We start from the raw sequence: 24930 nt of genomic DNA on the forward strand, positions 1-24930 counted from the left end.
TATCTAATAAATGAACAAAGAAATTAAATGAAGTTCGTTATGGGAAAATTGATCCGTATTGTATTTTTTGTATGTATTGTAGGAATTCTTGGTTCATGCAGTGTTAATGACGAGATTCCTTTATCTGCAGCCTGTGGCAATTTGATAACAGAAGATCAAAGTTTATATGATGCTATATCAACAAACAATTATACGATTACCGGAGTTTCTATTGATCGTAATTGTTTAACCATTTCAATTTCTTCCAGTGGATGTAGCGGAAATAGTTGGGCAGGGACATTAGTAGCTGCTGAAGATCAGCAACCTTCTATTCCTCCTAAAAGAGAATTAAGATTATCATTGATCAATAATGAGGCTTGCCTTGCTGTTTTTCAACGTAGTTTCACCTTCAATCTCAACAATATTAGACCTGATGATTCTGAAATTTTAGTGTTGGATTTGGAAGGGTGGGATCAACAGATTATTTTGAACTAAAAATTACACTATGAAAAAACTTTACTTCTTATTCTTGATGGGTTTGTTTGTTGCTTGCCAACAAAATAATGCCCCTACAATTGATCCGAACAATCTACTAGTTGGTGTATGGGGAAATGCAACCTATGATAATGAGAGATTAACTTTTGAAAGAATTAGCAGCCTTCCATCCGATCAGTATGCAGTGGCCTTTTATGCGGATTTCACTTTTATTCAGCGAACTTCCGGTTGGTGTGGTACTCCACCTTTGACCTATTCTAACGAAGAAGGAACCTGGTCTAGTCAAGATGAATTGGTTTCTGTTAATTCTGGCGGGTATCCGGGGAACTTCCAATGGAGTATTGAATTACTGGACAATACTACTCTGATAGTAAAAAGAGTGCTTTCAGAGCAAGAACAAGATCACAGAGCCTTGATGGATCTGTTTGATGAAATTTACACGATTGCTACAAGCGTTTCATGCACTAATTCTTCGGATTGGAGTTATACTCCTTATGGAGAAAAGGCTTGTGGCGGACCTCAGGGATATCTGGCTTATTCAAATCAGATAGATGTTCCTGATTTTTTAGCAAAAGTTGAAGCATACAGGCAAGCTGAAGAAGATTACAATACAACATGGCAAATTGTTTCTACGTGTGATCTTCCACAACAACCTACAGGGGTTAGTTGTGTAAACGGAAATGCTGTTCTGAATTATTAAGCTTAATTTTAGTAAAACTTTTGAAAAAATTCAACTAAATGAGCTCATAGAACGATGTAGTCAGAACGATGTTTCTGCTCAAGCAAGGGTTTACCAGATGTTTTCTGATAAACTTTTCGCTTTGTGTTTGAAATATGCAAAGAATACTGCAGATGCAGAGGATGTATTACAAGATAGTTTCATTACTATCTTTAGTAAAATAGCACAATATAAGGGTACTGGTTCCTTTGAAGGGTGGTTAAAGCGAATTACAATTAATGTAGCGCTTCAAAAATACCGTCAGAAATCCAGATTGGAAGTTGTTCGAGATGATGAAATTTCGGCAGAAGTTTATGTAGAAGTTCAACAAGATATCGAAACCGATTTTTTGTTGGGTCTGGTTCAACAACTACCAGATAGATATCGATTGGTTTTTAACCTCTATGTATTGGATCATTTCTCGCATAAAGAGATTGCAGAAATGTTACAAATATCAGAAGGAACCTCCAAATCGAATCTTTCTCGAGCTCGAGCAATCTTGCAAGAGAAAATTATAGAATATCAAAAAAAGCAACAAGAAGCGTAAGATGGAAAATCGAAAAAATATAGATCATCTTTTCCAAGAAAAACTGGAACATCTTGAGCAATCGCCCAGACCGGATATGTGGCTGCAAATTGAAGGGCGATTGGCTAAAAAGAAGAAGCGTAGATTCCCTATTTGGTGGATCTATAGCGGTGCGGCCATTGTTGTTATGGGACTTCTTTTGATTCCGTTATTAGAAAACAAAAAACAAGATCCGGATCCGTTTCGTACAACTGACCCTGATATCACTGTTTCTCCTAAAGACAAGGAAGATCTAAAAAAATCGAAGACCAAAGAGACAGAAACTCCTTTGCCTTCAACAAAAAAGAAGACTCCTTCTTTGCTACCAAAGCAGCAACTTGAAGAGGTTGTTATTGCCGAAGAATACGTTCCGAAAAAACCTACAGAAACCAATAATACTATAGATAAAAAAACACTTGAAAAAGAAAGGTTGAGAACCGAGGTTGAGTTTACCGCCCTTCTTTCTTTTCCTGCAGATGAATTTAATGTAATGTCTTTTAAAACAAGCGCTCTTAATTCATTCATAAAGACGAAAAAAGAACAGCCTTTGGCAAGTTTGCTGGATGTTGTTCAACAACAAGATTCTGCTGCAGATGAAAATTCAAAGAAAAAAAGATGGGCGGTTTTACCTTCATATGGATATTCGAAGGCAGCCTCTTTCTCAAACACCTCTTCTATAGATCGTAGCTTACAGGAAAATCCTGTAAACGGAGATTACAATTCTTCTGTAGGAGTAAATGTCTCTTACAAGATTGCAGATAAATGGGTGGTTCGCTCAGGGGTTTACTCTCAACAAATGAGCTATACAACCAAAGACATCGGTATTGTTTCCGGTGTTATTTCAAGCGGCCTGAATAGTGTTAATCAAAACATTCCTCTTTCAGGCAGTACAGACTTTAATTCTAGCGGTGGTGTTTTTATCGGGTCTTCTTCTGATGCTCAAAACATTGCAGCAGGACTAACCTCTGCAACACTGGTTACCAATGATGCAGAATTACAACAAGTATACAGTTATACGGAGGTTCCTCTAGAAGTAACCTATTTACTTAAAACTCACAATGAATTTTCTGTCGGAATCGTTTCCGGATTTAGCACACTCTTCTTAAATAAGAATGAAGTTCAATTAAAATCATCTCAATATTCTTCTGCTCTTGGACAGGCGAACAACTTGAACTCGGTGAACTTTAGTGCAAACTTTGGTCTTGATCTCGATTATGCCATTACACAACAATGGCTCTTTAACCTCAATCCTATGTTCAAGGCTCACTTGAATACCTTCTCAAGAAACAGTAATGGTTTCCAACCTTACTTTTTAGGCGTTTATGCCGGAATTAAATATCAATTTTAAATCTTACGAAAATGAAAAAATTATTTCTTGCTTTTTCTCTGTTGATGTTCGTTTCTTGTACTGTAGATAACGGTGATGAGATGCGTTTACACTTCTTAGCTATAGACGATGCTGTAACACCAACTAGTCTTACTTTTGGATCTACGGTAGATATTACCGTAAACTATACATTACCTAATGGATGTTATCGTTTTTATGAATTGTATTATGTTCCTAATGGAACTACCAGAACGGTTGCTGTAAGAGCATTACAAAACTTAAGTATTGTTTGTTCTCAAGCTACAATTTCTGAGAGTTATACATTTCCTTTAACAGTTACTCAAACTGAAGATTATGTTTTCCGATTTTGGAAAGGTACCGATAATGACGGCAATGATATTTATGAAGAAGTAACCATTCCCGTCAACTAATTTAATACTCTTTTTCGCCCCTATATAAAGAGTTACACTAAATGTTAGGGTAGGGTTTTTTCCCTTTTCTCTGTTTTTATAATAGGTGCGTATTGTATAAAACAAAAAATTATTATGACATTAAAACAAATTACTTACCGCACACTTACAGGAACCAAAGAGGTTCTAGAGTTCCCTAAAAAGATAAATGCACAATGGATCATTTATTTAGATAACAAACCTGAGTTTCACGTAGACTGTTTTGATCTAAAAACTGAATCTAATGTAATTATGAACAGCTTAGTTCTATGCGCTCGTAGAACCATAGAAGATGTTTTAAAAGAGATCAACAAAAAACAAAATATCAGACTCTCTGTAAAAAGAGCTCCTTTGATCGAAATTCCGGTGAAAACTGAATTAAGAGAACTAAAATTAAAGCCTCTACCTGTTAAGTGGTTAAATTAAAGATTAGGATTCTTTGTAAATCTTCACAGTAAGGTTTCCTTTCGAATCCATTGATGCTCTGTACATACCAGCAGTATTGAATTCAAATACCATATTTCCGTTCTTATCAACGGCAATAATTCCGCCCGTCCCTCCCAGGGCGGTTAATTTTTTCTGAATTACTTCTTGTGCTGCTTCTTTAAGAGTCATTCCTTTGTATTCCATCAATGCAGAAATATCATGTGCTACCATGGCTCTGATAAAGTATTCTCCCCATCCTGTAGAAGAGACTCCACAAGACGCATTGTTAGCATACGTTCCTGCTCCAATAATAGGTGCATCTCCAATTCTGTTCCAACGCTTGTTGGTCATTCCTCCGGTAGAGGTTCCTGCCACGATGTTTCCGTGTTTATCCAAAGCCACACAACCTACAGTTCCAAATTTGCTGTCTTTGATATCTGCATCGTAAAAAGCCGCTGTTTTGTCTGCATCTTTTTTCTTTTCTCTTTCTTTAACTCTTTGCAACGATTTAAATCTGTTTTCTGTGTAGAAATAGCTAGGGTCTACAATTTCCAACCCTTGCTCTTTGGCAAATTGAGAAGCTCCGGCTCCAGACAACATTACGTGTGGTGAATTGGTCATTACCAATTTTGCTGCTGTAATTGGGTTTTTCACATCTTTCACTCCTGCAACTGCCCCTGCATTTAGTGTTTTTCCGTCCATGATAGATGCATCTAATTCATTGGCTTCATCGTGAGTAAACACTGCTCCTTTTCCGGCATTGAACAAAGGAGAGTTTTCCAAAACATGAATGGTTTGCTCTACTGCATCCATACTGGTTCCTCCATTGTTTAAGATCTCATATCCTTTCTTTACAGCTTCTTCCAGTTTTGCTTTGTACGCTGCTTCTTTTTCCGGAGTCATGTTCTTTTTCAGAATGGTTCCGGCTCCTCCGTGAATCACAATCGCAAATTCATTTACTTGTTTCTCTACAGGTTTTTCTTGAGGTGTTTCTTTACAGGCAAGTACTAAAAAAAGGAAGCTAAATAGGATAGAAAATCGTTTCATGTAGTTGGTGTTTAAATCTGCACTAAGTTACAAAAGTTTCTTTCTATTATTTTCATTATCTTGCTATTAGCTTTATGAAAAATGTCAATGAAAAAAATTGCTGTCCTTCTTGTCTTATTTCTTGCTTTTGGTTGTACCGAAGAGACAATTAGCTCTCCTCAATACACAACTCTTCTGAAAAGCATTAATGATTTTGAATTCAATGAGAATGGATTGCCTTTGGGGAAAGAGACTCAAAACAACAGCTCCGTTCTGTTCTTTTATGATAATCAGAGATTAGATTCAATAAACACAGGCGTTCCTTTTGTTTTTTCTTATGAGTCAAGAGCTTTTTCTTTTCATTATGACCCTCAAGGTTTGGTCAACGAAGTCACTCAGCTTTTTATCGATGATTTTCAAATCATTTGGGATTTTTCTCAATATGAATATGCAGGAAATTCTGTTGAAGCATCATTTTATCAAGAAGCTCCTTCTTTTGTAACTCCACATCGCTTTACTTCTGAACAATCGTTTACATTCCGGTCAAATGATTATACCCATATTCAAAGAGTAGATACCAAAATTATCCATAGTGTTGTCACCACAGGCTCAGTATTTGAAACAGATGTGAGTCAAACATTTCAATACGATGAAAATGACAACCTCATTCGGGTTTCTCAAGAAGTTTCAGGACCTGTTACCGGTACGATGAATCTTGTTATCACGTTTGAATACGACGATCAGGAAAATCCTTTTTTATACTTAAAACAATATAGTCCTTTCACTTTTACTTTTCGAATTCCAGGTCTTTTAGATCTATATTCTTTTGGTTTTCCTTTGGAATGGGGAAATACGATGAATAATGTTTACAATAATCTCTTTTGGATGCTTCGAAACAGTCCAAATAATGCAACACGTTATGTAATTTCCAATGAAAGTTCAACCACAGAAACAATCTATGAAAATGTATACGAATACAATGATGAAGGATATCCGATTTCTAAAGAAGTTTTCATCAATGGAGTAAGTTCGTACACGTATTCTTTCACCTATCATTAGGAGTTAAACATTTCCGTTTTTTAATCCTCTTTTTTACAAAACTTTATTTGTACTTTTGAGCCGCAAATCAAACCAAAAAAAGAAACGAAAAATGACAGATTTCGGAATTCAAGAAGCCCTAGAAAAATTAGGAGTCAAAGAACTAAACGAAGGTTCTTCTACAGGCTCTCAATGGTTTTCTAATGGAGATATTATAGAAAGTTATTCTCCTGTTGACGGAAAGTTGATCGGGAAAGTAAAAACTACTACAAATAAAGACTACGAAACGGTAATGACAGCTGCTACATCGGCTTTCAAAACTTGGAGAACAATGCCGGCTCCACAACGTGGAGAGATCGTACGTCAGTTTGGAGAGAAATTACGTGAGTTGAAAGAGCCTTTAGGAAAGCTAGTTTCTTACGAAATGGGAAAAAGCTACCAAGAAGGTTTAGGTGAAGTACAGGAAATGATCGATATCTGTGATTTTGCTGTTGGATTGTCACGTCAGTTACACGGATTAACAATGCACTCAGAAAGACCGGGACACAGAATGTACGAGCAATACCATCCGTTAGGAGTGGTAGGAATTATCTCTGCGTTTAACTTCCCTGTAGCTGTTTGGGCATGGAACACTGCTTTGGCGTGGATCTGTGGTGATGTATGTGTATGGAAACCTAGTGAAAAAACTCCATTGTGTGGTGTTGCTTGTCAGAACATCATTGCTGAAGTATTAAAAGAAAACGATTTACCGGAAGGAATCTCTTGTTTGATTCAAGGTGATTACAAAGTAGGTGAAATGATGACTACTGACAAACGTGTTCCTTTGGTTTCTGCAACAGGATCTACCAGAATGGGTAAAATTGTTGCCAAAACTGTTGGTGAGCGTTTAGGAAAATCGTTATTAGAGTTAGGTGGAAACAACGCTATTATTGTAACTCCGGATGCAGATATTAAAATGACTGTGATTGGAGCTGTATTTGGGGCTGTAGGAACTGCAGGGCAACGTTGTACATCTACCAGAAGATTGATCATTCACGATTCTATCTACGACAAAGTGAAAAATGCATTGGTAGCTGCTTACGGTCAGTTACGTATTGGAAATCCATTGGATGAAAACAATCACGTAGGTCCGTTAATTGATACAGATGCTGTAGACATGTACAAAGCTGCTTTAGATAAAGTAATTGCTGAAGGTGGAAACATCGTAGTTGAAGGAGGAGTATTGTCTGGAGAAGGATACGAAAGTGGTTGTTATGTAAAACCGGCCATTGCTGAGGCAGGAAACTACTACGAAATTGTACAACACGAAACATTTGCACCGGTATTGTATTTATTAAAATATACCGGAGATGTTGAAAATGCTATCGAATTACAAAACGGAGTTGCTCAAGGATTGTCTTCTGCAATTATGACTAACAACTTACGTGAAGCAGAGCGTTTCTTATCACATGCCGGATCTGACTGTGGAATTGCCAATGTAAACATTGGAACTTCTGGAGCTGAGATTGGTGGAGCTTTTGGTGGCGAAAAAGAAACCGGAGGTGGACGTGAGTCTGGTTCGGATGCTTGGAAAGTGTATATGAGACGTCAAACCAACACCATCAATTATACAACAGATCTTCCTTTAGCACAAGGAATCAAATTTGATCTATAAAAATAAAAGTTCGTTTATATTTTAAAAACCTATCTCGAATGAGATAGGTTTTTTTGTATTTTAGAGCTGTTATTGTTGAAAAATGAAAGAAACTTACATATAACAATTGCTAAAGAAGAATTAAAAAGAAAAGAATTGCGGATTTTAAAAACATAAATACAAAACGAAATGGCTGATTTCTACTGCGCGCCTTTTCCTGCCGACTTGCCTTCGGCGCCTCGCAGTTTGAAGTCGCAACGAAATCATAGCCGAGACCGTTAGCAATAATTATGACACAAAATTGTAAATGACACAAAATCCTAAAATATATAGGATTGACCAAGCACATAGACTCTTAAGAAAGTTACCGACTTGCGAACTGATTATTGAAAAAATAATCAATACTTCTTTTGCTAAACTTGGAATTAAAGGAACTTTTAGTTCAGCTACATTAAAAAAGGTTTCAAAAGATGAAATCACCTATTATCTGTATCTCTATGACTCTAATGAAACAGTATCTGATTGGAAGGATTTCCTACCAAAGGAATTAACTAAAAATGAAGGGTTCATTCAGCAAAAATTATCACTAGTATTATTTGTTGAAACTGAATTTGACATTTTTTGCATTATTGGAGGTAATGCCTTTCAAATAATATTACCTTTTATTGATAAATCTTTTGGTCTAAATGTTTACTCAAGGATAATGCAACCTGAATATGATGAAATTGCATCTATAAAATCAAGAGGAATAACAGGTTCAAGAGCTGGTCTAAGCGAACAGTTTAGAGATAATTATAGAATAATTGACTATATAAAATTTGGGAAAGTAACTAAAGAAATACATTTAAAATTAAGTCAAGAAACTTCCGATTTACATTTTGGGTTTCTTAAAAACAAAGAAAATGATAGAATTCAAATTTATGTAAGTAAGGCATTCAAAATAAAAAAGAACTTAGATTTTAATGAACTACATAAGGTCATTTTGGAGTTAGTTTTAATATCAGAACTTGCGCCATCTGACTATTTGGATTCCTATAAGGAAATAACGGACAAAAATTTAACGGATAACATTCTTCATCAAGAATTAATTACTCATTTATTCAATGACACTGAAAACTTAGGCAGAAGAATCTCTAATGCTCATAAATCATTTCAACACGATTTTTGTAATCCAAATAATATTGAAAATTTCTATGAGGCCGACGAATTTCGACTAAAAGAAAAGACAGAAAACAATGGATATACTGTTTTTAAAATTGTCTATGACAGAAACGAAATTTACGATGCAGTTTTAAATAGAGCAGTGGAAAGATTTGGAGTAAATGACCGTTTTAACTTTATGAATTTTGTTAGAAGTGCTTATGTAACTTGCTATCAAGATGGTAAACATTCAATGGGTTCTGGTTTCATATTCCACATATCTACAGAATTTCCTTACGATGGAACACCAATATTTTTAGTTGATACTAAGTGGTATAGACTACAAGATTCTTTTGTTGAGGACTTAAAATCAAATACCAAACACGTTTTAAAGACATACAAAGCATCAAATAAAATATTAACTGAACCTTGGGATAAAAATGTAATTCGAGTTGAAGGAGATTATAATTTCAAGTATGATTCTAAACCAAATTACATAGTGATTGATACTATCATTGCGGATGGCCTTGAGCTATGTGATATAATTCATTACGACGACAATAATATTTACTTGATACACGTAAAGTATGGTTTTCAATCCAAAATACGTGAATTGACGAATCAAATTACAATTTCAGCAAGGCGTTTAAGGGAAACACTAGGCACGAAGGATAAACCATTGCTAGAAAAAATTTATAAAAGATTAATCGAAAAAAAACATAATATTGATAGTTTATCACTGGAGGGTTTTAAATCACTTTTTGATAAAAAAATATCTTTTGTTTTTGCTTTCACATCACATTTGAACTCTGATTTAATTGTTGAAGAAAATATTGAAAAATATACTTCTAACATAGCTAGATACTCATTAATTCAATGTTCGAGTGAAATGAGAGCATACTACTACGATTTATTGAATTATCAAATACCAAGAAAATAACTATTGCTAACAAAGGCTATAACTTGCCTGCTGCAAGCAGGCTCATTGCTATGAATAAACTAAAAGAAAATAAAGATAGAGTGATAATCACAAGTGACGTAAATGAACGTGACGGAATCGGAGTTGAAATTTATCAAAATGATGAATTGATTGCAGAAATTTTCAGAGACGACACAGAAAGAATTAGGACAATCCGAGTTTTTAAAAAAAATATTTCACTTGAGTTAATGGAGAAATGTATTCAAGCCTTCAAAAAAGAAATTCCTTGGGAATTTATAGAACATGACAACACTGATTAAAATATTACTGACAATTCCATCAATTGTAGGAATTGCTTATATGTTGACTTTTTGGAATGATGATTTTTTCAAATGGATTACAAATAACGTTATCAATTTTGAATATCAAGCATTAATAGCTAACGGACTAATTTTAATACAAATTGGATATCTAATTTATCGAATTTGGAATTATAAAAATGTGGAGAAAAAAGTAAAAACTGAATGGACTTGGCTTTTAGTAATTTTCAATTTCGTTTCAAGTTTATTTTTCATTTGGAAAAAAGATGCTGAATTAAATAAAATGAATGAAAATACTGTACCTAACATTGTATAACTTCAATTATAACCAGTTTAACAATGCTTTTACAGTTAATAGCAATTTACTCCATAAAACGAGTAAGCCTCACAGAATACTATTTTTTGGTTGCCACAAACAGCTCTCTTACCTCAATATCCAACACCTCTGCAATCTTATAAAAGGTTTCAATAGAGGGTTGCATATCATTAGTACACCAACGCGAAACTGTAGATTTATCTTTTTGTAATTGCTCTGCCAACCACTTAGCTGATCTTTCTTGTTCAGCCAATACTACTTTAATTCTGTTGTACTTATGTTTAGACATTTGGTCAACTAATTTTCGTTTCGCGCAAATATAATGGTTCTCAAATCAACTGATTTTTAAAATTATTTTCTACATTTGCTTATAAGTTTTCGTAAAACGAAACTTTATTTTTATTATTTGAAAACTAATAAGCTTTTTATTATTTATGAAAAAAATTAAAATTCAACCAAAGCAACGCAAAAGAACTTATGATGAAATATGGGTTCCAGAAATTAGATTAGAAGGAAAATGGTTAGAAAATTTGGGGTTTACTATAGGCAACGAAATCCACATACAACAACAAAAGGGCAAGCTTATTCTTACTATACTAGAAAAGAGTAGTTCACAATAATTTTGAGAAAAAAGAAACACTGCTTGTAACTCATCCCTGCTTTTGTCGTTTTACATACAAACAGCATTCAACAATTGGAAGTATCGTACATGATACTAAACCTTTGTTTTTGTTGTTTTTATATATAAGCTCTCAATATAACATGAGAATTCTTACTTCTGGAACATACTACGGAACAAAAAAATCTAAGGTCGATGTAAATGGGATCATTCTCTCGCAATACGATTATTTAGGACCTCGTACCGATTGGCATTACCATGAGAATCCTTATTTCATGTATGTCTTACAAGGAAACATGATGGACTCCAATAAAAAGATCAAAACCCAATGCCCTTCCGGAAGTTTGATGTTTAACAACTGGCAAGAGCCTCATTTTGGGTCTAAACATTCTGAGAACGCTTGCGGTTTTCATCTTGAGTTCCAAAAAGAATGGTTTGCCAAAAACGGAATCTCTTTAGACTTATTAGAAGGGAGTCAACTCATCCAAAATCCGCTGTTGCACCTTCATTTTGCAAAATTATACCACGAGTTTTTACAAATGGATGCATACAGTGAAGTTTCTGTTGAAGTTATCTTATTGGAAATTTGCGAGGCATTGAGCAATGTAAAACAGCAAAGTGTTCAAAAGAACCCTCTTTGGGTTGACGATCTGAAAGAATTACTGCATTACGATACATCCAACCTCAGCCTTCGCTATTTATCTGACGAATTGAATGTGCATCCTGTGCATATCTCACGAGCAGCATCGAAATACTTATCAGTAAGTCTTGGAGAATACCTAAGACAACAAAAAGTTAAAGATGCTATTCCTTTGTTATTCGATTCCAACAAATCCCTAACAGACATTACCTATGAAGTTGGATTCTCGGATCAGAGTCATTTTAACCGTGTTTTCAAGTCTTTTTTTCAAATGAACCCAAGCTCTTTTCGCAAAAAAATAAAGAACCCTTAGAAATGTTAATCTCATACAATTTCTTACAATTGTTACGAGCTACTTTTACCACCTAAACCATTTGAACAATGCAAAGACTCTTAACAATTTTAGTATTTCTATCCTTAACCATGATGAGCTGTGCTCAAAATACCCAACAAGATTACCAAGGAGAATGGATTGGTTTTTTACCCGATAAAAGTAGTTTCAACTTTCAGGTGTCATTAGAAAAACTAGCTTCCAATCGCTATCATTTAACCCTTAGCAATAAAGCAGCAACCCTCATCAATACAAACGTAAAATCTTCAGATGATCAAACCATACAATTTCATATAGATCAACAATTGTTTTTCAACTTAAAACACGATCAAAAAGAGCAAATGTTAGTCGGTTTTATCAAAACAGGAAGATTCCTCTACCATGTCAGCTTTAAAAGCAACGGAGCAAACGCTTTTGCTGGAGCGTGGAATCCTTTTATGGTAGACAATGGCTTGCAATCTGATGATGTGATGTTGTACATGGAAACCAACCGAGCTGGAAATCTGGTTGCTTATCCTTTTTTTGGTGATCAACGATTTAGAGGAACCTGGACCGAAGATTTTAAACAAAAAGGAAACGTTCTCTCTTTTACAGATGGCAATACAGGATTTAATTTTAGAGCTACTTTGTTAGGTGATAAAGTAGATCTGGAGATCTTACTTACGGATGTGTCTCTAACAAAAACCCGCTTAACACATACCAATGATGGTTGGGAATATAATTCGGATCCGGTTGCTAAATCTCAAGACACGAAAACTCCCAAACAACTACATGACGGCTGGAACACAGCCAATATTGATGCTTATGGAATTGATAAAAATGAATTGCTTCGCTTGATCAAAGACATTCACAACGGAACATTGGTCAACACCCACAGTGTTCTTATAAGCAAACAAAACACCTTGGTGTTCGAAAATTATTTTGACGGTTTTAATGCCCATATTCCGCACGATCTGCGTTCTGCTTCCAAGAGTATTTCTTCTGCGATCATAGGAATTGCTATTGATGACAAAATCCTAAAAGGTGTAAATGAGAAGCTATATGATTTTCTTCCTCAAGAATACCAGTCTACCAAAGATACTTTAAAGGCTAAGATTACCTTGAAAGACTTGCTAACCATGAGTTCTGGATTGGATGTAAACAAGCTGGCATCAGAGGACTTTTATCAAAACCCCGAGAACCCAAAAACGTGGCTTCAAACTGTGTTAGATGCTCCTATGGTAAAAGAACCAGGAACCTATTCTGATTATGGGTCTGCAAACCCTTTTCTATTGGGCGTATGTTTAGATCAACGATTAAAGATGCCTTTGGAAACTTATATGGATGAAAAGCTATTTAAGCCTTTAGGAATTACCAATTATATCAATCAAACCGATGACACAAAAGCAACTCCTTATTTTGGTGGAGGTATGCTGTTAACGCCTAGAGATCTTCTCAAATTTGGTCAGTTATTTTTGAACAAAGGTGAGTGGAAAGGAAAACAGATCGTCTCAAAAGAATGGGTAGAAGAATCTTTTGGAAAGTATCACCGATTGCAAGATTACAAAGACAAAAATGAATATGGATATCTGTGGTGGCACGATACATATACTGTAAAAGGAAAAGCCATTAAAACAATTGAAGCAAGAGGTGCCGGCGGTCAGTTTATCTTTATCATTCCGGAGTTAGAATCAGTTGTTGTAATCACTTCTGGAAACTTTAGAAATAGAAAAGGAAATCAATCAAGAGATATTCTCAGAGATTACATTCTTCCGGCATTGATAAAATAGCTGCTACAAAACTGTTGGTTGTCATTTCTCAGAGGTGTTTCATTAGAAAATTACGTACATTTATCATAAGCAGTATCGTAAGAAATTCTAAGAATGACCTATTTTGAGAGAGAGTTTAACAGAATTAAAGCACTCATTTTTGCAAATGAGGAGCAGATACAAACTATTGTAAATGTTCGGAATTATATTGACAATAATTACGAAAAGGAATTGAACTTAGATAAGTTGTCTCGGGTTCAATTTGTTTCCAAGTATCATCTATTACGACTGTTTAAAAGGTACTATGGTATTACACCCAGGCAATATTTAATTCAGAAACGAATTGAAAAAGCTAAAGCCTTTTTAAAATCGGGGACATCTGTATCCGACACTTGTTATGCCGTAGGTTTTGAAAGTATTCACTCGTTTTCAAATTTGTTCAAAGAGAAAACCGGAATGTCGCCTTCCGTGTTCAGAAGAGCAACTTTCGATAAGTCAAACCCCTGAATTTTAATCATATTGCAGGCCTATTATTAAAATTTAAATTATGAGAATCAAAATCACGGGAATTATGGTATTGGACCAACAAAAAGCATTGGATTTTTATACCGATGTGTTGGGCTTTGTTAAAAAGGTAGATATTCCTTTAAGTGAAGGGAATCGTTGGTTGACAGTAGTTTCTAAATACGAACAAGATGGTACTGAATTATTACTGGAGCCTGCACCTCTTCATTTCGAACCTTCAAAAGTGTATCAAGAAGAATTAAAAAAAGCAGGAATTCCTAGTTTTCAGTTCTATGTAGATAGTGTTCAGGAAGAATTTGAACGATTGACCAAATTAGGAGTCGAGTTTAGCGTAAACCCTACAGACGTTGGTACCGTAATCATAGCCGTATTTGATGATACCTGTGGAAACAACATCCAATTGGTAGAAGAAAAATAAAGCTTCTCTATATCTGAAAATCATCATAAAACCACTTCTTACTGAGGTGGTTTTTTGTATCTTAGAAACGCTATTTTTACTGTCTTTTTAACATAAAAATTTGCTCAGTGATTAAAGATTTGATTTTAAAAACGTACTCTATACTAACAATGCTGCTTGTAACATTCTCTAAAAAGACTTCTCTAATATAAAGAATGAACAACCCAACCCAATTAGAGCGCTATAAAAAACTGCTTTCCTTTATTGATGCAAACTTTAAAGAAGACATCAATATTCCGAAAGTAGAAGAGATCTGCCATTACTCCTACCGAAACATCAATCGGATCTTTGAAGCACTGCATAATGAGACTATTGGGAAATATGTAAAACGTCTTCGATTGGAAAAAGCAGCTCAGTTTTTAAAATATTCTGAAATGGAAGTTTCCGACATCGCCTATGAAGTCGGGTTCGAAGATAGAGCCGCTTTTAGCAAAGCCTTTAAGAACAAATACAACAGCTCTCCTTCTGCATTCCGTAAAAGCAATGAAGCCGTTCTTGAAAGCCTACAACAGTCTATGCTTCCCAAAGAAGGTACAGAAAGAGAAAAGCTTCAGTTTGAAATCGAGTATTTGCCTAACTTCACCTCTCTTTTTTTGGAATATAGAGGGCATTATGATGATGTAAAATCCATAGAAACCGCCTGGGATAAATTGATCTCTTACGTTTCTAAAAAAGAGCTGCTCTCTGAGAATTCTATTTTAATGACCGAGATCATTGATGACAACGAGGTTAGCGATCATATTCATTCCCGGTACTATTTCTCTCTAATACTGGAACAACCTTTAAGCTTCAAGCCAGAAGGATTGTTTAGAACCAAAGAACACAAACAGCAGAAATATGCAAAGTTTAGCTACAAAGGTTCTGATAGAGATAGTGCCGACTTCTATAAAAAGATCTATGCCTTTTGGTTCTACGATGTAGGATTGGAATTGATCGATCTTCCTACGCTCGAATTCTATCCAAACTACGACGAAAACCTTCCTGAAAGTGAACTGATCACTGAAATTTACATTCCTGTGAAGTAGATTGTCCAAAAAGGACACACCGCCAATTGCTTCCGTCTTTAGTTTTGTCTCATAGACATTTAACAGAGAAAGTACATGGAAGAATTGATTCAAAAAATGGAAGATGATATTGGTTTGGTGGTCCTCATCATCCTTACCTTTTCAATAGGTTTGGCCATCGTTGAGTTTTGTTACGAACTCTACAAAAAGAAGATCAATAAATGGCGATTGGGAGAAATGTGGGCCAGTTTTTCTGTCTACATCGTAGCACAGTTAACCGAAAAAATTAGTGTGGTTGGTTTTACCGCTGCCTTTTATTTTTTGGCAAAATACATTCCGTGGCAAATCCCAATCAATATTTGGACAACCATCCTTTGTATACTTTTGATCGACTTTCTCTACTATTGGGAACATCGAATAGAACATCAGGTAAGAGCTTTGTGGAGTTATCATAGCATTCATCACAGTTCTCCCATTTACAATTACACAACTGCGCTTCGCGTTTCTTTTATCGATTCATTCATCACTTGGATTTTCTACATTCCGGCTATTCTGATCGGTTTTCATCCTTATGTGGTTTTAATCGCTGTGCTGTTTATGCTCACCTATCAATTTTGGTTACATACAGAGATCATTGGAAAGTTGGGTTGGTACGAAAAGATCTTTATGACACCATCACAACACCGTGTACATCATGGGTCTGACAGGATCTATCTCGATAAAAATTACGGAGCCGTATTATCGATCTGGGATCGTATGTTTGGTACATTTCAGGAAGAACTGCACACGCCTAACTATGGTTTAACAAAGCCTATAAATACCATCAACCCTATTAAAGTGCACTTTATTGAATATGTAAACATTTTTAAAGACTTGAAAAAGGCTAAAAATTTTAAAGAAGCTTGGGGTTACTTGGCTAAACCGCCGGGCTGGGAACCTAAAAAATAATTCGTCATGCAAATCACAACCATTTTAAAACAATACAAAATACGATTAGGGTTTACCCTTTTCTTACTGCTGATAGAAGCCGCAACTGCCCTCTTGTTTCCTCTGTTCATAGGATACGCCATAGATGGTGCTATTAACGAGGATTATTCCGGTGTTACTCAATTGGGGGTTTTAAGTTTGATCGCCTTGGTAATCGGAGTGGGAAGAAGAGTTCTTGATTCCCGATTTTACGCAAAGATCTATCAGAATATCGGTTTAAAAGTGATTAGCAATATGCAAGACGATCTTTCTTCGGTAAAAACAGCAAGGTTGAGTATGATTCGAGAGTTTGTGGAGTTTTTAGAAAACTCACTCCCAGAACTCATTAGTAACATTATTGGATTGGCGGGTGTGATTGTGATCATCGCTTCTTTAAATCTCTCTGTTTTTTACGGCAGTCTTTTGGTAACACTTGTTGTTTTTTTGATCTACTGGATTACCAGCAAACGAACGATGAGACTGAATAAATCTTCTAACGACGAATGGGAAAAACAAGTAGATATCATTGCTACAAACGATAAACAACAATTACGAGTTCATTTAAAAGAGATGATGAAATGGAACATCAAACTCTCAGATTTAGAAGCGTTGAATTTCTCCATTTCCTGGATTGCTTTGTTTCTCTTTTTAATTGCCTCCATCGTCATTGCTGTTGGCGATGGAATTACGGCTTATGGTGCTTTATTTGCCTTGGTCATGTATGTGTTTCAGTACATGGAAAATGTGATGAACCTTCCTTTGTTCTATCAGAACTGGTTGCGATTGAAAGAGATCAAAGAGCGACTAAAACAATTCTAGGTTTTAGAGAGATTTAACGTTGTTTTAAGTCGAAAACATCTTCTTTTTAGATACATTGGGGCATCCATAAAATCAACATCAAATGAAAAAGAGGATCGCACTTATCCTATTCTTTGCATTCTTTGCTTTGAGCATTCCTGCACAAGAAGTTACAAAAGCCCACAAAGACTCTTTAAGCACTATGGTAGAAGCTTATTACAAGCAAAATGTCAAGATCTTTCAGGCAAACTCAACCGTAAAAGACATTGATGAAATTTTCGAGCTTTTTACAGACGATTTTACCTACATACATCCCAAATATGGAGGAACCTATACACGCAAAAGCTTATACGGCGGCTATGTAAGGAATCAGAAAAATGGTGGTTATGACGGATCTGTTGCTGATGTAAAGATCATCAACAAAATTATCGGACTCAATGCTGTAGTGGTAGAACGAATCTATATCGAAAAAGTAGACGGAAAGCTTAAAGACGGCGAGCGTCGTATGACATTGTTTGAGTTTAAAAATGGTAAGATCTCTCGAATATTTGAGTATTGGTAACCCTTATTTTATAGTCAACTAATCTTTATGAAACGAACGCTTTTATTTGCTTTGCTATTTATCAACTCATTTTTTATTTGGGGGCAAATAGTTAACATCATCATTGATAAAAATGTTGAAAATGCAGAAGACCCAAACGAAAAAGAAATTATCAAAGTTTGGAGTGAGTATTTACAATCTGGAGAATACAAAAACCCGGAAACAAAATTCTGGGATCAAAGTCAGTATCAAATTCCCGATTACTTTTTGTGGCCGGTTGGAATGAAGACTTTAAAAGACAGAACACCCAAGGTACAGTGCACCATTTTGGGTGTGTTTTCTGTAGAAAATGATCATTACGCCATCAAAACTGCATTGACGCATATAAACAAAGAAGGAGATTCTGTCTTGGAGGCTATTTTATCTGTCTATGCCAAAAAGATCAACGGAAAATATTTGTTGGTCAACAGTTCTCAGTACCATAAAGGTGTTTGGCAAAAAGAACAAGTAGGAAACATTACCTACTATGTGCATCCCAATCACCCATTTGATCTGAAGGCTGCTCAAAAAATGAATGCTTTTAACGAAAAGATGGCTAAAACATTCAAAACCAACCCTATCTCTTTCGATTATTTTGTAAGCAATTATTCCAGAGAAATCGTTCGTTTGTGGGGATACGATTATATGGCCAAAATATACATTCCAGGACAAACCGGAGGTCTTGCCGATATCAACAACAGTATTGTCTATGCAGGCAACAACTCTGAGTATTATCCACATGAAGTAGTCCATCTGTATACTCACCAAACCTATGACAACGGCTATCATTTTTGGTTGGATGAAGGTTTTGCCACATTTATGGCCGGAAGTGGCGGACATGATTTAGCATGGCATACACAAAAATTGAAAGAATTCTTAGCCAAAAACCCTGACTTTATTATCTCCTTTAAAAAACTAAGGGGGTATATTCCTAACGGATTGCACAGTACCGAGTTTCGTTATGTGATTGGTGGTTTGATCTGTAAAAAGATCTATGAAAAGAGAGGTATGACTCGTTTGTTAGAGGGATTGAAAACAGTGAAAACAGATGAAGAGCTTTACGGGTTTATCGAAAAAGAATTGGGTATTAAAGCGAAAGATTTTACCGATTATATTCGAAAAACAGCTAAGTAAGAATAGCTACTTTTATAGATCATGAAGAACAAAAAATGGGAATCCTATAATCCTCAATGGTTAGTTGCTATTGCACAAAAGCATATTCCGGATGAACCGGAAATAATCGCAGCTTTGTCTAAATGTGTCAAAGCCAAAGTAGAGAGTAAGGCGTACATTTATTTTGTGGATCCCGATAATGCGAATCAGCCTAATTCTGAATGGCAGTTTGAAAAAAACATTGTACTTGAAGACAAAAAGCATGGAACAATTGTTCTTGATCTGCTAAAAGGGAACAAAATTGGTGGGGTCGAATTTTTAAAATTCTTAGCGTAATTCTAATAAAACCCCCACTCAACAGAATGAGGTTTTTTTGTATCTTGGTTTCGCTATGAGTTTTCCCGTCTTAGCGGTAAAAAACAACACACAACTTATATACAGTTATGAAAAGAAAGTTGACTATCCTTTACAATACGTTTTCATTTTTTTTAGTAATTCCTATTCTGCTAATAGTAAAGCTCCTATTCTCTATTGATATAAACATTGGGTTTATCATTGGTTGGATCATTGCATTTATCATCTCTAAATTTTGGATAGAGCCGTTGTATGTGGATCACTTAACAATTGACAATTCTAAGCTTAAGATCGTGTTTACAACTCCTTTTTTGAAAAAGGGGTTTGTTGAATATGATATCTGTACTACTTCTAATTTTAGCATAAAGAAGAAAAATTTCTTCACGAAATACTCTAGAATCCGATTCTATGTTGATGGTAAAAGGGAAAGTTTTGTCTTCTTAAAAATGGATGAAGAAGATATTATGCATAAAGTGGGTATACTTAAGCAGAAAAAAGAATTACTACATTCATTTTAAAACTTGGTACAAGACATGAGAGATATAAATCGAATTCCTAAAATATTAAATGAACTTGAACGAATTTGGAAAGCAAATCCTGATTTTAGATTAGGGCAGCTAATTGTTGTTGGAGCAAGACCAAAAGGGTCTTGTCCTGAAGTATTCTATATAGAAGATGAAGAGCTCTTAGATGGACTTTTGGCCTTCGAGAATGGAACAGAAACCAAAAAGCTCAAAACGATTCCCGATTGGGAAAAATATTTAAATGTTACTAGGATTGACCCGAAGGAATTAACAGTCGAGTTATTAGCACAATTGATAAATGAGCTTAAAACAACCAATAAAAAAATTGTTATTACTCCTATAAACTTAATGAAATTAAATGGAGCTCCTGTTTCTGACCAATCTTGGTTATTAAATCAAAAACCAAGAATTAAAAAATTAAAAAAACTACTAGCTGAGTTAAAAGAAAACGGAATACTAAGTGAGAGAAGATCTAAACAAGACTTTCTAGGGGTAAAGGAAACTGGATATAATATTGTGGAATAAGAAATTGATAATCCTTTTTCACAAAACTCACCCCACCAAACAATCTTTTTTATTTCCTCTCTGTAACAAAACCTGTATCTTGTACACATATAAGTAAAACTGCATTAAAAACTTATTTACATGGGACTTTTTGATAAAATTCGCGGAGAATTTATAGATATTATTGAGTGGACAGACCAGTCTAACGATACGCTTGTATATCGTTTTGAGCGTTATCAGAACGAGATCAAAAACGGAGCAAAACTAACGGTACGTGAAGGACAAGCCGCTGTTTTTGTAAACGAAGGGCAAATTGCCGATGTATTTACACCCGGAATGTACACCTTAACCACTCAGAACCTTCCCATTCTATCTACCTTAAAAGGATGGAAATATGGTTTTGACAGTCCGTTTAAAGCAGAAGTCTATTTTGTAAGCACACGAAACCTAACAGATCAAAAATGGGGTACCCGAAATCCGGTAATCCTAAACGATCTTCGTTTTGGAATGTTGGAGATCCGCGCGTTTGGAACCTATGTGATCAAAGTAAAAGATGCACCTGTATTCTTACGTGAAATTGTAGGAACCGACGGGCATTTTACCACCGATAAGATCTCTGAGCAGCTAAAAAGTATGATCGTAACTCGATTTACAGATGCTGTAGGAGAAGCCAAATTACCCGTAGAGAATTACGCTTCTAATGCCAATGAGATCTCAGAATATGTGCAAACCGTCATGGCTCCGGAATTTGAGCAGTATGGTTTGGAACTCACCAAGTTCTTGATCGAGAATGTATCTATGCCGGAAGAGATCAAGAAAGAAGTATTTGAACTGAGTCGTTTAAATGCTATTGATCTGAATAAGTTAGCACAATTAAAAGCTGCCAAAGCCTTGGAAAAAGCTGCCGAAAATGATAGCGGAACCGCTGGTGCCGGAATGGGAATGGGTATGGGATTTGCCATGGCCAATCAAATGGGACAAGCGTTTACCGGACAACAAAATACCGGCGGAGCCACGCCACCTCCAATACCGTCTGCAGCAGCTACATTCTTTGTAGCGCTAAACGGACAACAAGCCGGGCCTTTTGATATGGGCGCCTTAAAAGAAATGGCTTTAAAGAACGAATTGACTCGCGAAACGCTGGTTTGGAAACAAGGAATGGCCAATTGGACGGCTGCCGGACAAGTAACTGATTTAGCTTCTGTTTTTGGAAGCGTTCCGCCACCAATTCCGCAATAATCCATGGAAGAAAATTTGGAAAAAGAAATTGAAGTAGGAAAGTTTGCCTGCGTTAACTGTGGTGGCGATCTTAAATACAAACCCGGAACACACTCGCTTTCTTGTGAACACTGTGGTACCGAAAATGAGATTCCACAGATCGAAGACGATTTTGAAGAATTGGATTTTCATCAATATTTGAATGACCAATCCAATGCCGCAGAAACTATAACCGAGCGGTTTGTAAAGTGTACAAGTTGCGGAGCAACTTCGTCGTTGGAGCCACACGTAACCTCATCCAATTGTCCCTATTGTTCAACCGCTTTGGTTATCGAAGAATCTCAAGAAGAAGCCATCATCAAACCCAAATCTTTGTTGCCTTTTGCACTGGATAAGGAAACGGCTAAAAACCGTTTTAAAAAATGGGTAAGCAAACTGTGGTTTGCTCCGGGCGATCTGAAAAAGGCATCCTTGAATTTCGATCATTTTAAAGGCGTATATATTCCTTATTGGACCTACGATACAGATACCTATACCAAATACACAGGGCAACGCGGTGTGCATTACTACGTAACAGAAACCTATACTGCTGTAGAAGACGGAAAATCTGTAACCAAAACCCGTCAGGTACGAAAAACCCGTTGGTATCCGGCTTATGGAGATGTTAGCAAATTCTTTGACGATGTTTTAGTAACAGCAAATCAATCGTTACCTCGTAAATATATTTACAAGTTAGAACCTTGGGATCTGCAAAACCTGGTACCGTTTGAAAAAAGTTACCTCAGCGGATTTATTACAGAGAAATATCAAATTGATCTGGAAGCAGGATTTGACGTCGCTAAAGACATCATGGATCCTGAAATCCGTTCTTTGATCCGAATGGATATTGGTGGTGATGAGCAGCGTATCATTTCAATGAATACGAATTATGATGACATTACTTTCAAACACTTGTTGCTTCCCGTATATGTAAGCGCGTATAGATACAAAGACAAGCTCTATCAGTTTTTGGTAAACGGACGAACCGGTGAAGTACAAGGACAACGTCCGTATAGCTGGATCAAGATCACTGTTGCCGTCTTATTAGGTTTAGGAATCATTGCTTTGATTGTTTTTTTGGCACAGAACTCTTAACTTAGAGCAGCTCAAAAAAAACACTCTATGAAACTAGAACTCAAAGACACAAATTCGTCAGATTTAGACACTTTATTCTCTTTTCAACTAGATAAAGAAGCCAATTATCTGGCTGCTTTTACCTCTAAAGACCCTACAGATAAGGACGCTTTTCTGAAAAAATGGACAATGATTTTGTCTGAACCTACCATCAACTGCAAAACCATCTATGTAGACGGTGAAATAGCAGGAAGCATTACCAAATATGTCATGGAAGGAGATGCAGAGATCACCTATTGGATTGGAAAAAACTTTTGGGGCAAAGGAATTGCTTCTAAAGCGTTGCAAGAGTTTCTAAACATAGAAAAGACCAGGCCTTTATTTGGCAGAGTTGCTTTTGACAATTTTGGCTCACAAAAAGTTTTGGAAAAAAGTCATTTCTCTAAGATTGGAACCGAAACAGGTTTTGCCACTGCACGAGAAGAAGAAATCACGGAATTTGTGTACAAATTGAGTTAGATCGTATCTAATCTCGCTAATATCCTCTTACATATAACTACTGATTTATTTGTAAATTCGTATGTTCACCATACCTTTATTTCATGTTTGGCCTGCGAAAAATCATATCGGCAAAGCAGACAAGATTGGCAGATGCATATACCATCGAAAACGAGCCTGTTTCTTCTATCGACTTGATGGAAAGGGCTTCTACGGCATTTGTAAATGAAATACTACAGGAAGATCTTAGTAACAAAAAGATTGCTGTGGTTTGCGGTGTTGGAAACAACGGAGGTGATGGGCTTGCCGTAGCCAGAATCTTACAATCTCACAACATAGAGGCTCAACCATTCTTAATTCAATTCAAAGACAAACTATCTGATGACTGTCAGATCAATTTCAATCGTTTAGAACAGGTAACGGTGATCTCTTCAGAAAAAGAGATTCCCGATCTCTCTTCGTTTGATCTGATTATTGATGCTTTATTGGGAACCGGCTTGCAAAGAGAAGCCGAAGGCTTTGTTGCTCAAACGATCAATGCCATTAATGCTTCCGGAGCAACAGTTTATGCTATTGACATTCCTTCGGGTCTGTTTTGTGATGAAATAACCAACGCTTCAAGCGTTGTACAATCCGATCTTGTAGTGAGTTTTCAACGGCCTAAAAAGGCGTTTTTCTTTCCAGAAAACAACGCCTATATACAACAATGGAGAGTTGTAGATATTGGTTTAGATGAAAAATTTATTCAACAACAAGAATCACATCAATATGTGCTTGACGAAAAGGTTTCTCTCCTAGTAAAATCTAGAAAACGATATTCGCACAAAGGAAGCTATGGTCATGCTTTGATGATCTCTGGAGCTTACGGAATGATGGGTGCCGCGGTATTGACTTCTGAAGCGTGCTTGCGAAGCGGTGCAGGTTTGGTAAGTAGTTATGTTCCAAAATGCGGCTATGAAATTCTGCAAACTTCTTTGCCGGAAGCCATGTGCCTAACGGATACACAATACGAACATATTACCTCTTTACCGGAACTGGAAAAATACAATGCTATAGGAATTGGACCCGGCTTGGGAACCAATCCGGATACCATACATGTGGTTTCAGAACTCTTTGAACGCATAAACGTTCCTGTGGTGTTGGATGCCGATGCTCTAAACATTCTTTCAACCAAACTGGAATTGATTGCTGAGATTCCAAAAAACGCCATTCTTACTCCGCATATCAAAGAGTTTGATCGTATGGTAGGATTTTCTGTAAACGCTCAAGAGCGGTTTCAAAAACAGCAACAATTTTCCAAAGAACATCAATGCATCGTGGTTTTAAAAGATGCTCATACCAGCATTTCTGATGCACAAGGAAATTTGTTCTTTAATACTTCCGGAAACCCGGGAATGGCTACAGGTGGTAGTGGTGATGTGCTTACGGGAATTATTACCGGATTGTTGGCACAAAGCTATTCGCCTATAGAAGCTGCTTTGATTGGTGTGTATCATCATGGTTTGGCAGGAGATGTGGCTGCATGGCAAAAAGGGCAATACAGTATGATTGCTTCAGATATTATAAACAACCTAAGGATCGCTTAAT

General features: G+C 36.1%; 30 protein-coding genes. 28 read left to right on the plus strand and 2 right to left on the minus strand.

What is annotated here, in order from left to right:
* Positions 1–39 precede the first annotated feature (39 nt).
* From ACFSRZ_RS05780 to ACFSRZ_RS05805, 6 genes are all read left to right on the plus strand, one after another.
* Positions 40–474, plus strand: coding sequence for a hypothetical protein (locus ACFSRZ_RS05780; RefSeq protein ID WP_379665583.1), 435 nt, complete (start codon positions 40–42; stop codon positions 472–474).
* 10 nt (positions 475–484) lie between these two features.
* Positions 485–1174, plus strand: a complete 690-nt coding sequence (locus ACFSRZ_RS05785; protein WP_379665584.1) for a hypothetical protein — start codon at positions 485–487, stop codon at positions 1172–1174.
* A 28-nt stretch (positions 1175–1202) separates the two neighbouring features.
* On the plus strand, positions 1203–1739 hold the full coding sequence (locus tag ACFSRZ_RS05790; RefSeq protein ID WP_379666074.1) for an RNA polymerase sigma factor: 537 nt from the start codon (positions 1203–1205) through the stop codon (positions 1737–1739).
* 1 nt (position 1740) lies between these two features.
* Positions 1741–3105, plus strand: a complete 1365-nt coding sequence (locus ACFSRZ_RS05795; protein ID WP_379665585.1) for a hypothetical protein — start codon at positions 1741–1743, stop codon at positions 3103–3105.
* Between the two features lie 11 nt (positions 3106–3116).
* Complete coding sequence (locus ACFSRZ_RS05800; protein WP_379665586.1) at positions 3117–3515, plus strand: hypothetical protein; 399 nt, start codon at positions 3117–3119, stop codon at positions 3513–3515.
* 114 nt (positions 3516–3629) lie between these two features.
* Entirely contained in the window at positions 3630–3959 is a 330-nt protein-coding gene (locus ACFSRZ_RS05805; RefSeq protein ID WP_379665587.1) for a hypothetical protein, read from the plus strand.
* 3 nt (positions 3960–3962) lie between these two features.
* Here the strand turns inward: ACFSRZ_RS05805 and ACFSRZ_RS05810 are convergent, their stop codons facing one another.
* On the minus strand, positions 3963–5006 hold the full coding sequence (locus ACFSRZ_RS05810) for an isoaspartyl peptidase/L-asparaginase family protein (RefSeq protein WP_379665588.1): 1044 nt from the start codon (positions 5004–5006) through the stop codon (positions 3963–3965).
* A gap of 87 nt (positions 5007–5093) precedes the next feature.
* On the opposite strand from ACFSRZ_RS05810, the gene ACFSRZ_RS05815 reads away from it, so the two are divergent.
* The 5 genes from ACFSRZ_RS05815 to ACFSRZ_RS05835 all read left to right on the plus strand — a co-directional run bounded on the left by ACFSRZ_RS05815 (position 5094) and on the right by ACFSRZ_RS05835 (position 10351).
* Positions 5094–6044 carry a hypothetical protein gene (locus ACFSRZ_RS05815; protein WP_379665589.1) on the plus strand — a complete coding sequence of 317 codons (951 nt, stop codon included), beginning with the start codon at positions 5094–5096 and terminating at the stop codon, positions 6042–6044.
* A 91-nt stretch (positions 6045–6135) separates the two neighbouring features.
* On the plus strand, positions 6136–7677 hold the full coding sequence (amaB, locus tag ACFSRZ_RS05820; protein WP_379665590.1) for an L-piperidine-6-carboxylate dehydrogenase: 1542 nt from the start codon (positions 6136–6138) through the stop codon (positions 7675–7677).
* A gap of 286 nt (positions 7678–7963) precedes the next feature.
* The gene (locus ACFSRZ_RS05825; RefSeq protein WP_379665591.1) at positions 7964–9736 is read left to right on the plus strand and encodes a DUF6119 family protein; all 1773 of its coding nucleotides are present in this window, start codon (positions 7964–7966) and stop codon (positions 9734–9736) included.
* Positions 9737–9786: 50 nt separating this feature from the next.
* Positions 9787–10035, plus strand: a complete 249-nt coding sequence (locus ACFSRZ_RS05830) for a hypothetical protein (protein ID WP_379665592.1) — start codon at positions 9787–9789, stop codon at positions 10033–10035.
* Positions 10019–10351, plus strand: coding sequence for a hypothetical protein (locus tag ACFSRZ_RS05835; RefSeq protein WP_379665593.1), 333 nt, complete (start codon positions 10019–10021; stop codon positions 10349–10351). Before ACFSRZ_RS05830 ends, ACFSRZ_RS05835 begins: the two co-directional genes overlap by 17 nt.
* Positions 10352–10430: 79 nt before the next feature.
* Here the strand turns inward: ACFSRZ_RS05835 and ACFSRZ_RS05840 are convergent, their stop codons facing one another.
* Positions 10431–10640 carry a helix-turn-helix transcriptional regulator gene (locus ACFSRZ_RS05840; RefSeq protein WP_379665594.1) on the minus strand — a complete coding sequence of 70 codons (210 nt, stop codon included), beginning with the start codon at positions 10638–10640 and terminating at the stop codon, positions 10431–10433.
* A 145-nt stretch (positions 10641–10785) separates the two neighbouring features.
* On the opposite strand from ACFSRZ_RS05840, the gene ACFSRZ_RS05845 reads away from it, so the two are divergent.
* The 17 genes from ACFSRZ_RS05845 (at position 10786) to ACFSRZ_RS05925 (ending at position 24929) form a co-directional block, all read left to right on the plus strand.
* Entirely contained in the window at positions 10786–10971 is a 186-nt protein-coding gene (locus ACFSRZ_RS05845) for a SymE family type I addiction module toxin (protein ID WP_379665595.1), read from the plus strand.
* A gap of 142 nt (positions 10972–11113) precedes the next feature.
* Positions 11114–11923 carry a helix-turn-helix domain-containing protein gene (locus tag ACFSRZ_RS05850; protein ID WP_379665596.1) on the plus strand — a complete coding sequence of 270 codons (810 nt, stop codon included), beginning with the start codon at positions 11114–11116 and terminating at the stop codon, positions 11921–11923.
* A gap of 68 nt (positions 11924–11991) precedes the next feature.
* Complete coding sequence (locus tag ACFSRZ_RS05855; RefSeq protein ID WP_379665597.1) at positions 11992–13710, plus strand: serine hydrolase domain-containing protein; 1719 nt, start codon at positions 11992–11994, stop codon at positions 13708–13710.
* Between the two features lie 93 nt (positions 13711–13803).
* Positions 13804–14196, plus strand: a complete 393-nt coding sequence (locus tag ACFSRZ_RS05860) for a helix-turn-helix domain-containing protein (protein WP_379665598.1) — start codon at positions 13804–13806, stop codon at positions 14194–14196.
* A 40-nt stretch (positions 14197–14236) separates the two neighbouring features.
* Positions 14237–14632 (plus strand): VOC family protein, encoded by a 396-nt coding sequence (locus ACFSRZ_RS05865; RefSeq protein WP_379665599.1) that lies wholly within the window; start codon positions 14237–14239, stop codon positions 14630–14632.
* Between the two features lie 194 nt (positions 14633–14826).
* Positions 14827–15696, plus strand: coding sequence for an AraC family transcriptional regulator (locus tag ACFSRZ_RS05870; protein ID WP_379665600.1), 870 nt, complete (start codon positions 14827–14829; stop codon positions 15694–15696).
* A gap of 75 nt (positions 15697–15771) precedes the next feature.
* Positions 15772–16623 carry a sterol desaturase family protein gene (locus ACFSRZ_RS05875; RefSeq protein WP_379665601.1) on the plus strand — a complete coding sequence of 284 codons (852 nt, stop codon included), beginning with the start codon at positions 15772–15774 and terminating at the stop codon, positions 16621–16623.
* A gap of 6 nt (positions 16624–16629) precedes the next feature.
* Positions 16630–17460: an ABC transporter six-transmembrane domain-containing protein gene (locus ACFSRZ_RS05880; protein ID WP_379665602.1), complete on the plus strand. Its 831-nt coding sequence runs from the start codon at positions 16630–16632 to the stop codon at positions 17458–17460.
* A gap of 82 nt (positions 17461–17542) precedes the next feature.
* Positions 17543–18001 (plus strand): DUF4440 domain-containing protein, encoded by a 459-nt coding sequence (locus tag ACFSRZ_RS05885; RefSeq protein WP_379665603.1) that lies wholly within the window; start codon positions 17543–17545, stop codon positions 17999–18001.
* 27 nt (positions 18002–18028) lie between these two features.
* Entirely contained in the window at positions 18029–19153 is a 1125-nt protein-coding gene (locus ACFSRZ_RS05890; protein ID WP_379665604.1) for a hypothetical protein, read from the plus strand.
* 21 nt (positions 19154–19174) lie between these two features.
* Positions 19175–19468, plus strand: a complete 294-nt coding sequence (locus tag ACFSRZ_RS05895) for a hypothetical protein (protein ID WP_379665605.1) — start codon at positions 19175–19177, stop codon at positions 19466–19468.
* A 107-nt stretch (positions 19469–19575) separates the two neighbouring features.
* Complete coding sequence (locus ACFSRZ_RS05900) at positions 19576–20004, plus strand: hypothetical protein (RefSeq protein ID WP_379665606.1); 429 nt, start codon at positions 19576–19578, stop codon at positions 20002–20004.
* 15 nt (positions 20005–20019) lie between these two features.
* Entirely contained in the window at positions 20020–20535 is a 516-nt protein-coding gene (locus tag ACFSRZ_RS05905) for a hypothetical protein (protein ID WP_379665607.1), read from the plus strand.
* A 120-nt stretch (positions 20536–20655) separates the two neighbouring features.
* Positions 20656–21753, plus strand: a complete 1098-nt coding sequence (locus tag ACFSRZ_RS05910; RefSeq protein WP_379665608.1) for an SPFH domain-containing protein — start codon at positions 20656–20658, stop codon at positions 21751–21753.
* Positions 21754–21756: 3 nt separating this feature from the next.
* Positions 21757–22866 carry a DNA helicase PriA gene (locus ACFSRZ_RS05915; protein WP_379665609.1) on the plus strand — a complete coding sequence of 370 codons (1110 nt, stop codon included), beginning with the start codon at positions 21757–21759 and terminating at the stop codon, positions 22864–22866.
* 27 nt (positions 22867–22893) lie between these two features.
* Positions 22894–23364, plus strand: coding sequence for a GNAT family N-acetyltransferase (locus tag ACFSRZ_RS05920; protein ID WP_379665610.1), 471 nt, complete (start codon positions 22894–22896; stop codon positions 23362–23364).
* An 83-nt stretch (positions 23365–23447) separates the two neighbouring features.
* Positions 23448–24929, plus strand: a complete 1482-nt coding sequence (locus ACFSRZ_RS05925) for an NAD(P)H-hydrate dehydratase (RefSeq protein WP_379665611.1) — start codon at positions 23448–23450, stop codon at positions 24927–24929.
* Position 24930 lies beyond the last annotated feature (1 nt).

The organism is Pseudotenacibaculum haliotis (assembly GCF_042684245.1).
Lineage (GTDB): Bacteria > Bacteroidota > Bacteroidia > Flavobacteriales > Flavobacteriaceae > Polaribacter > Polaribacter haliotis_A.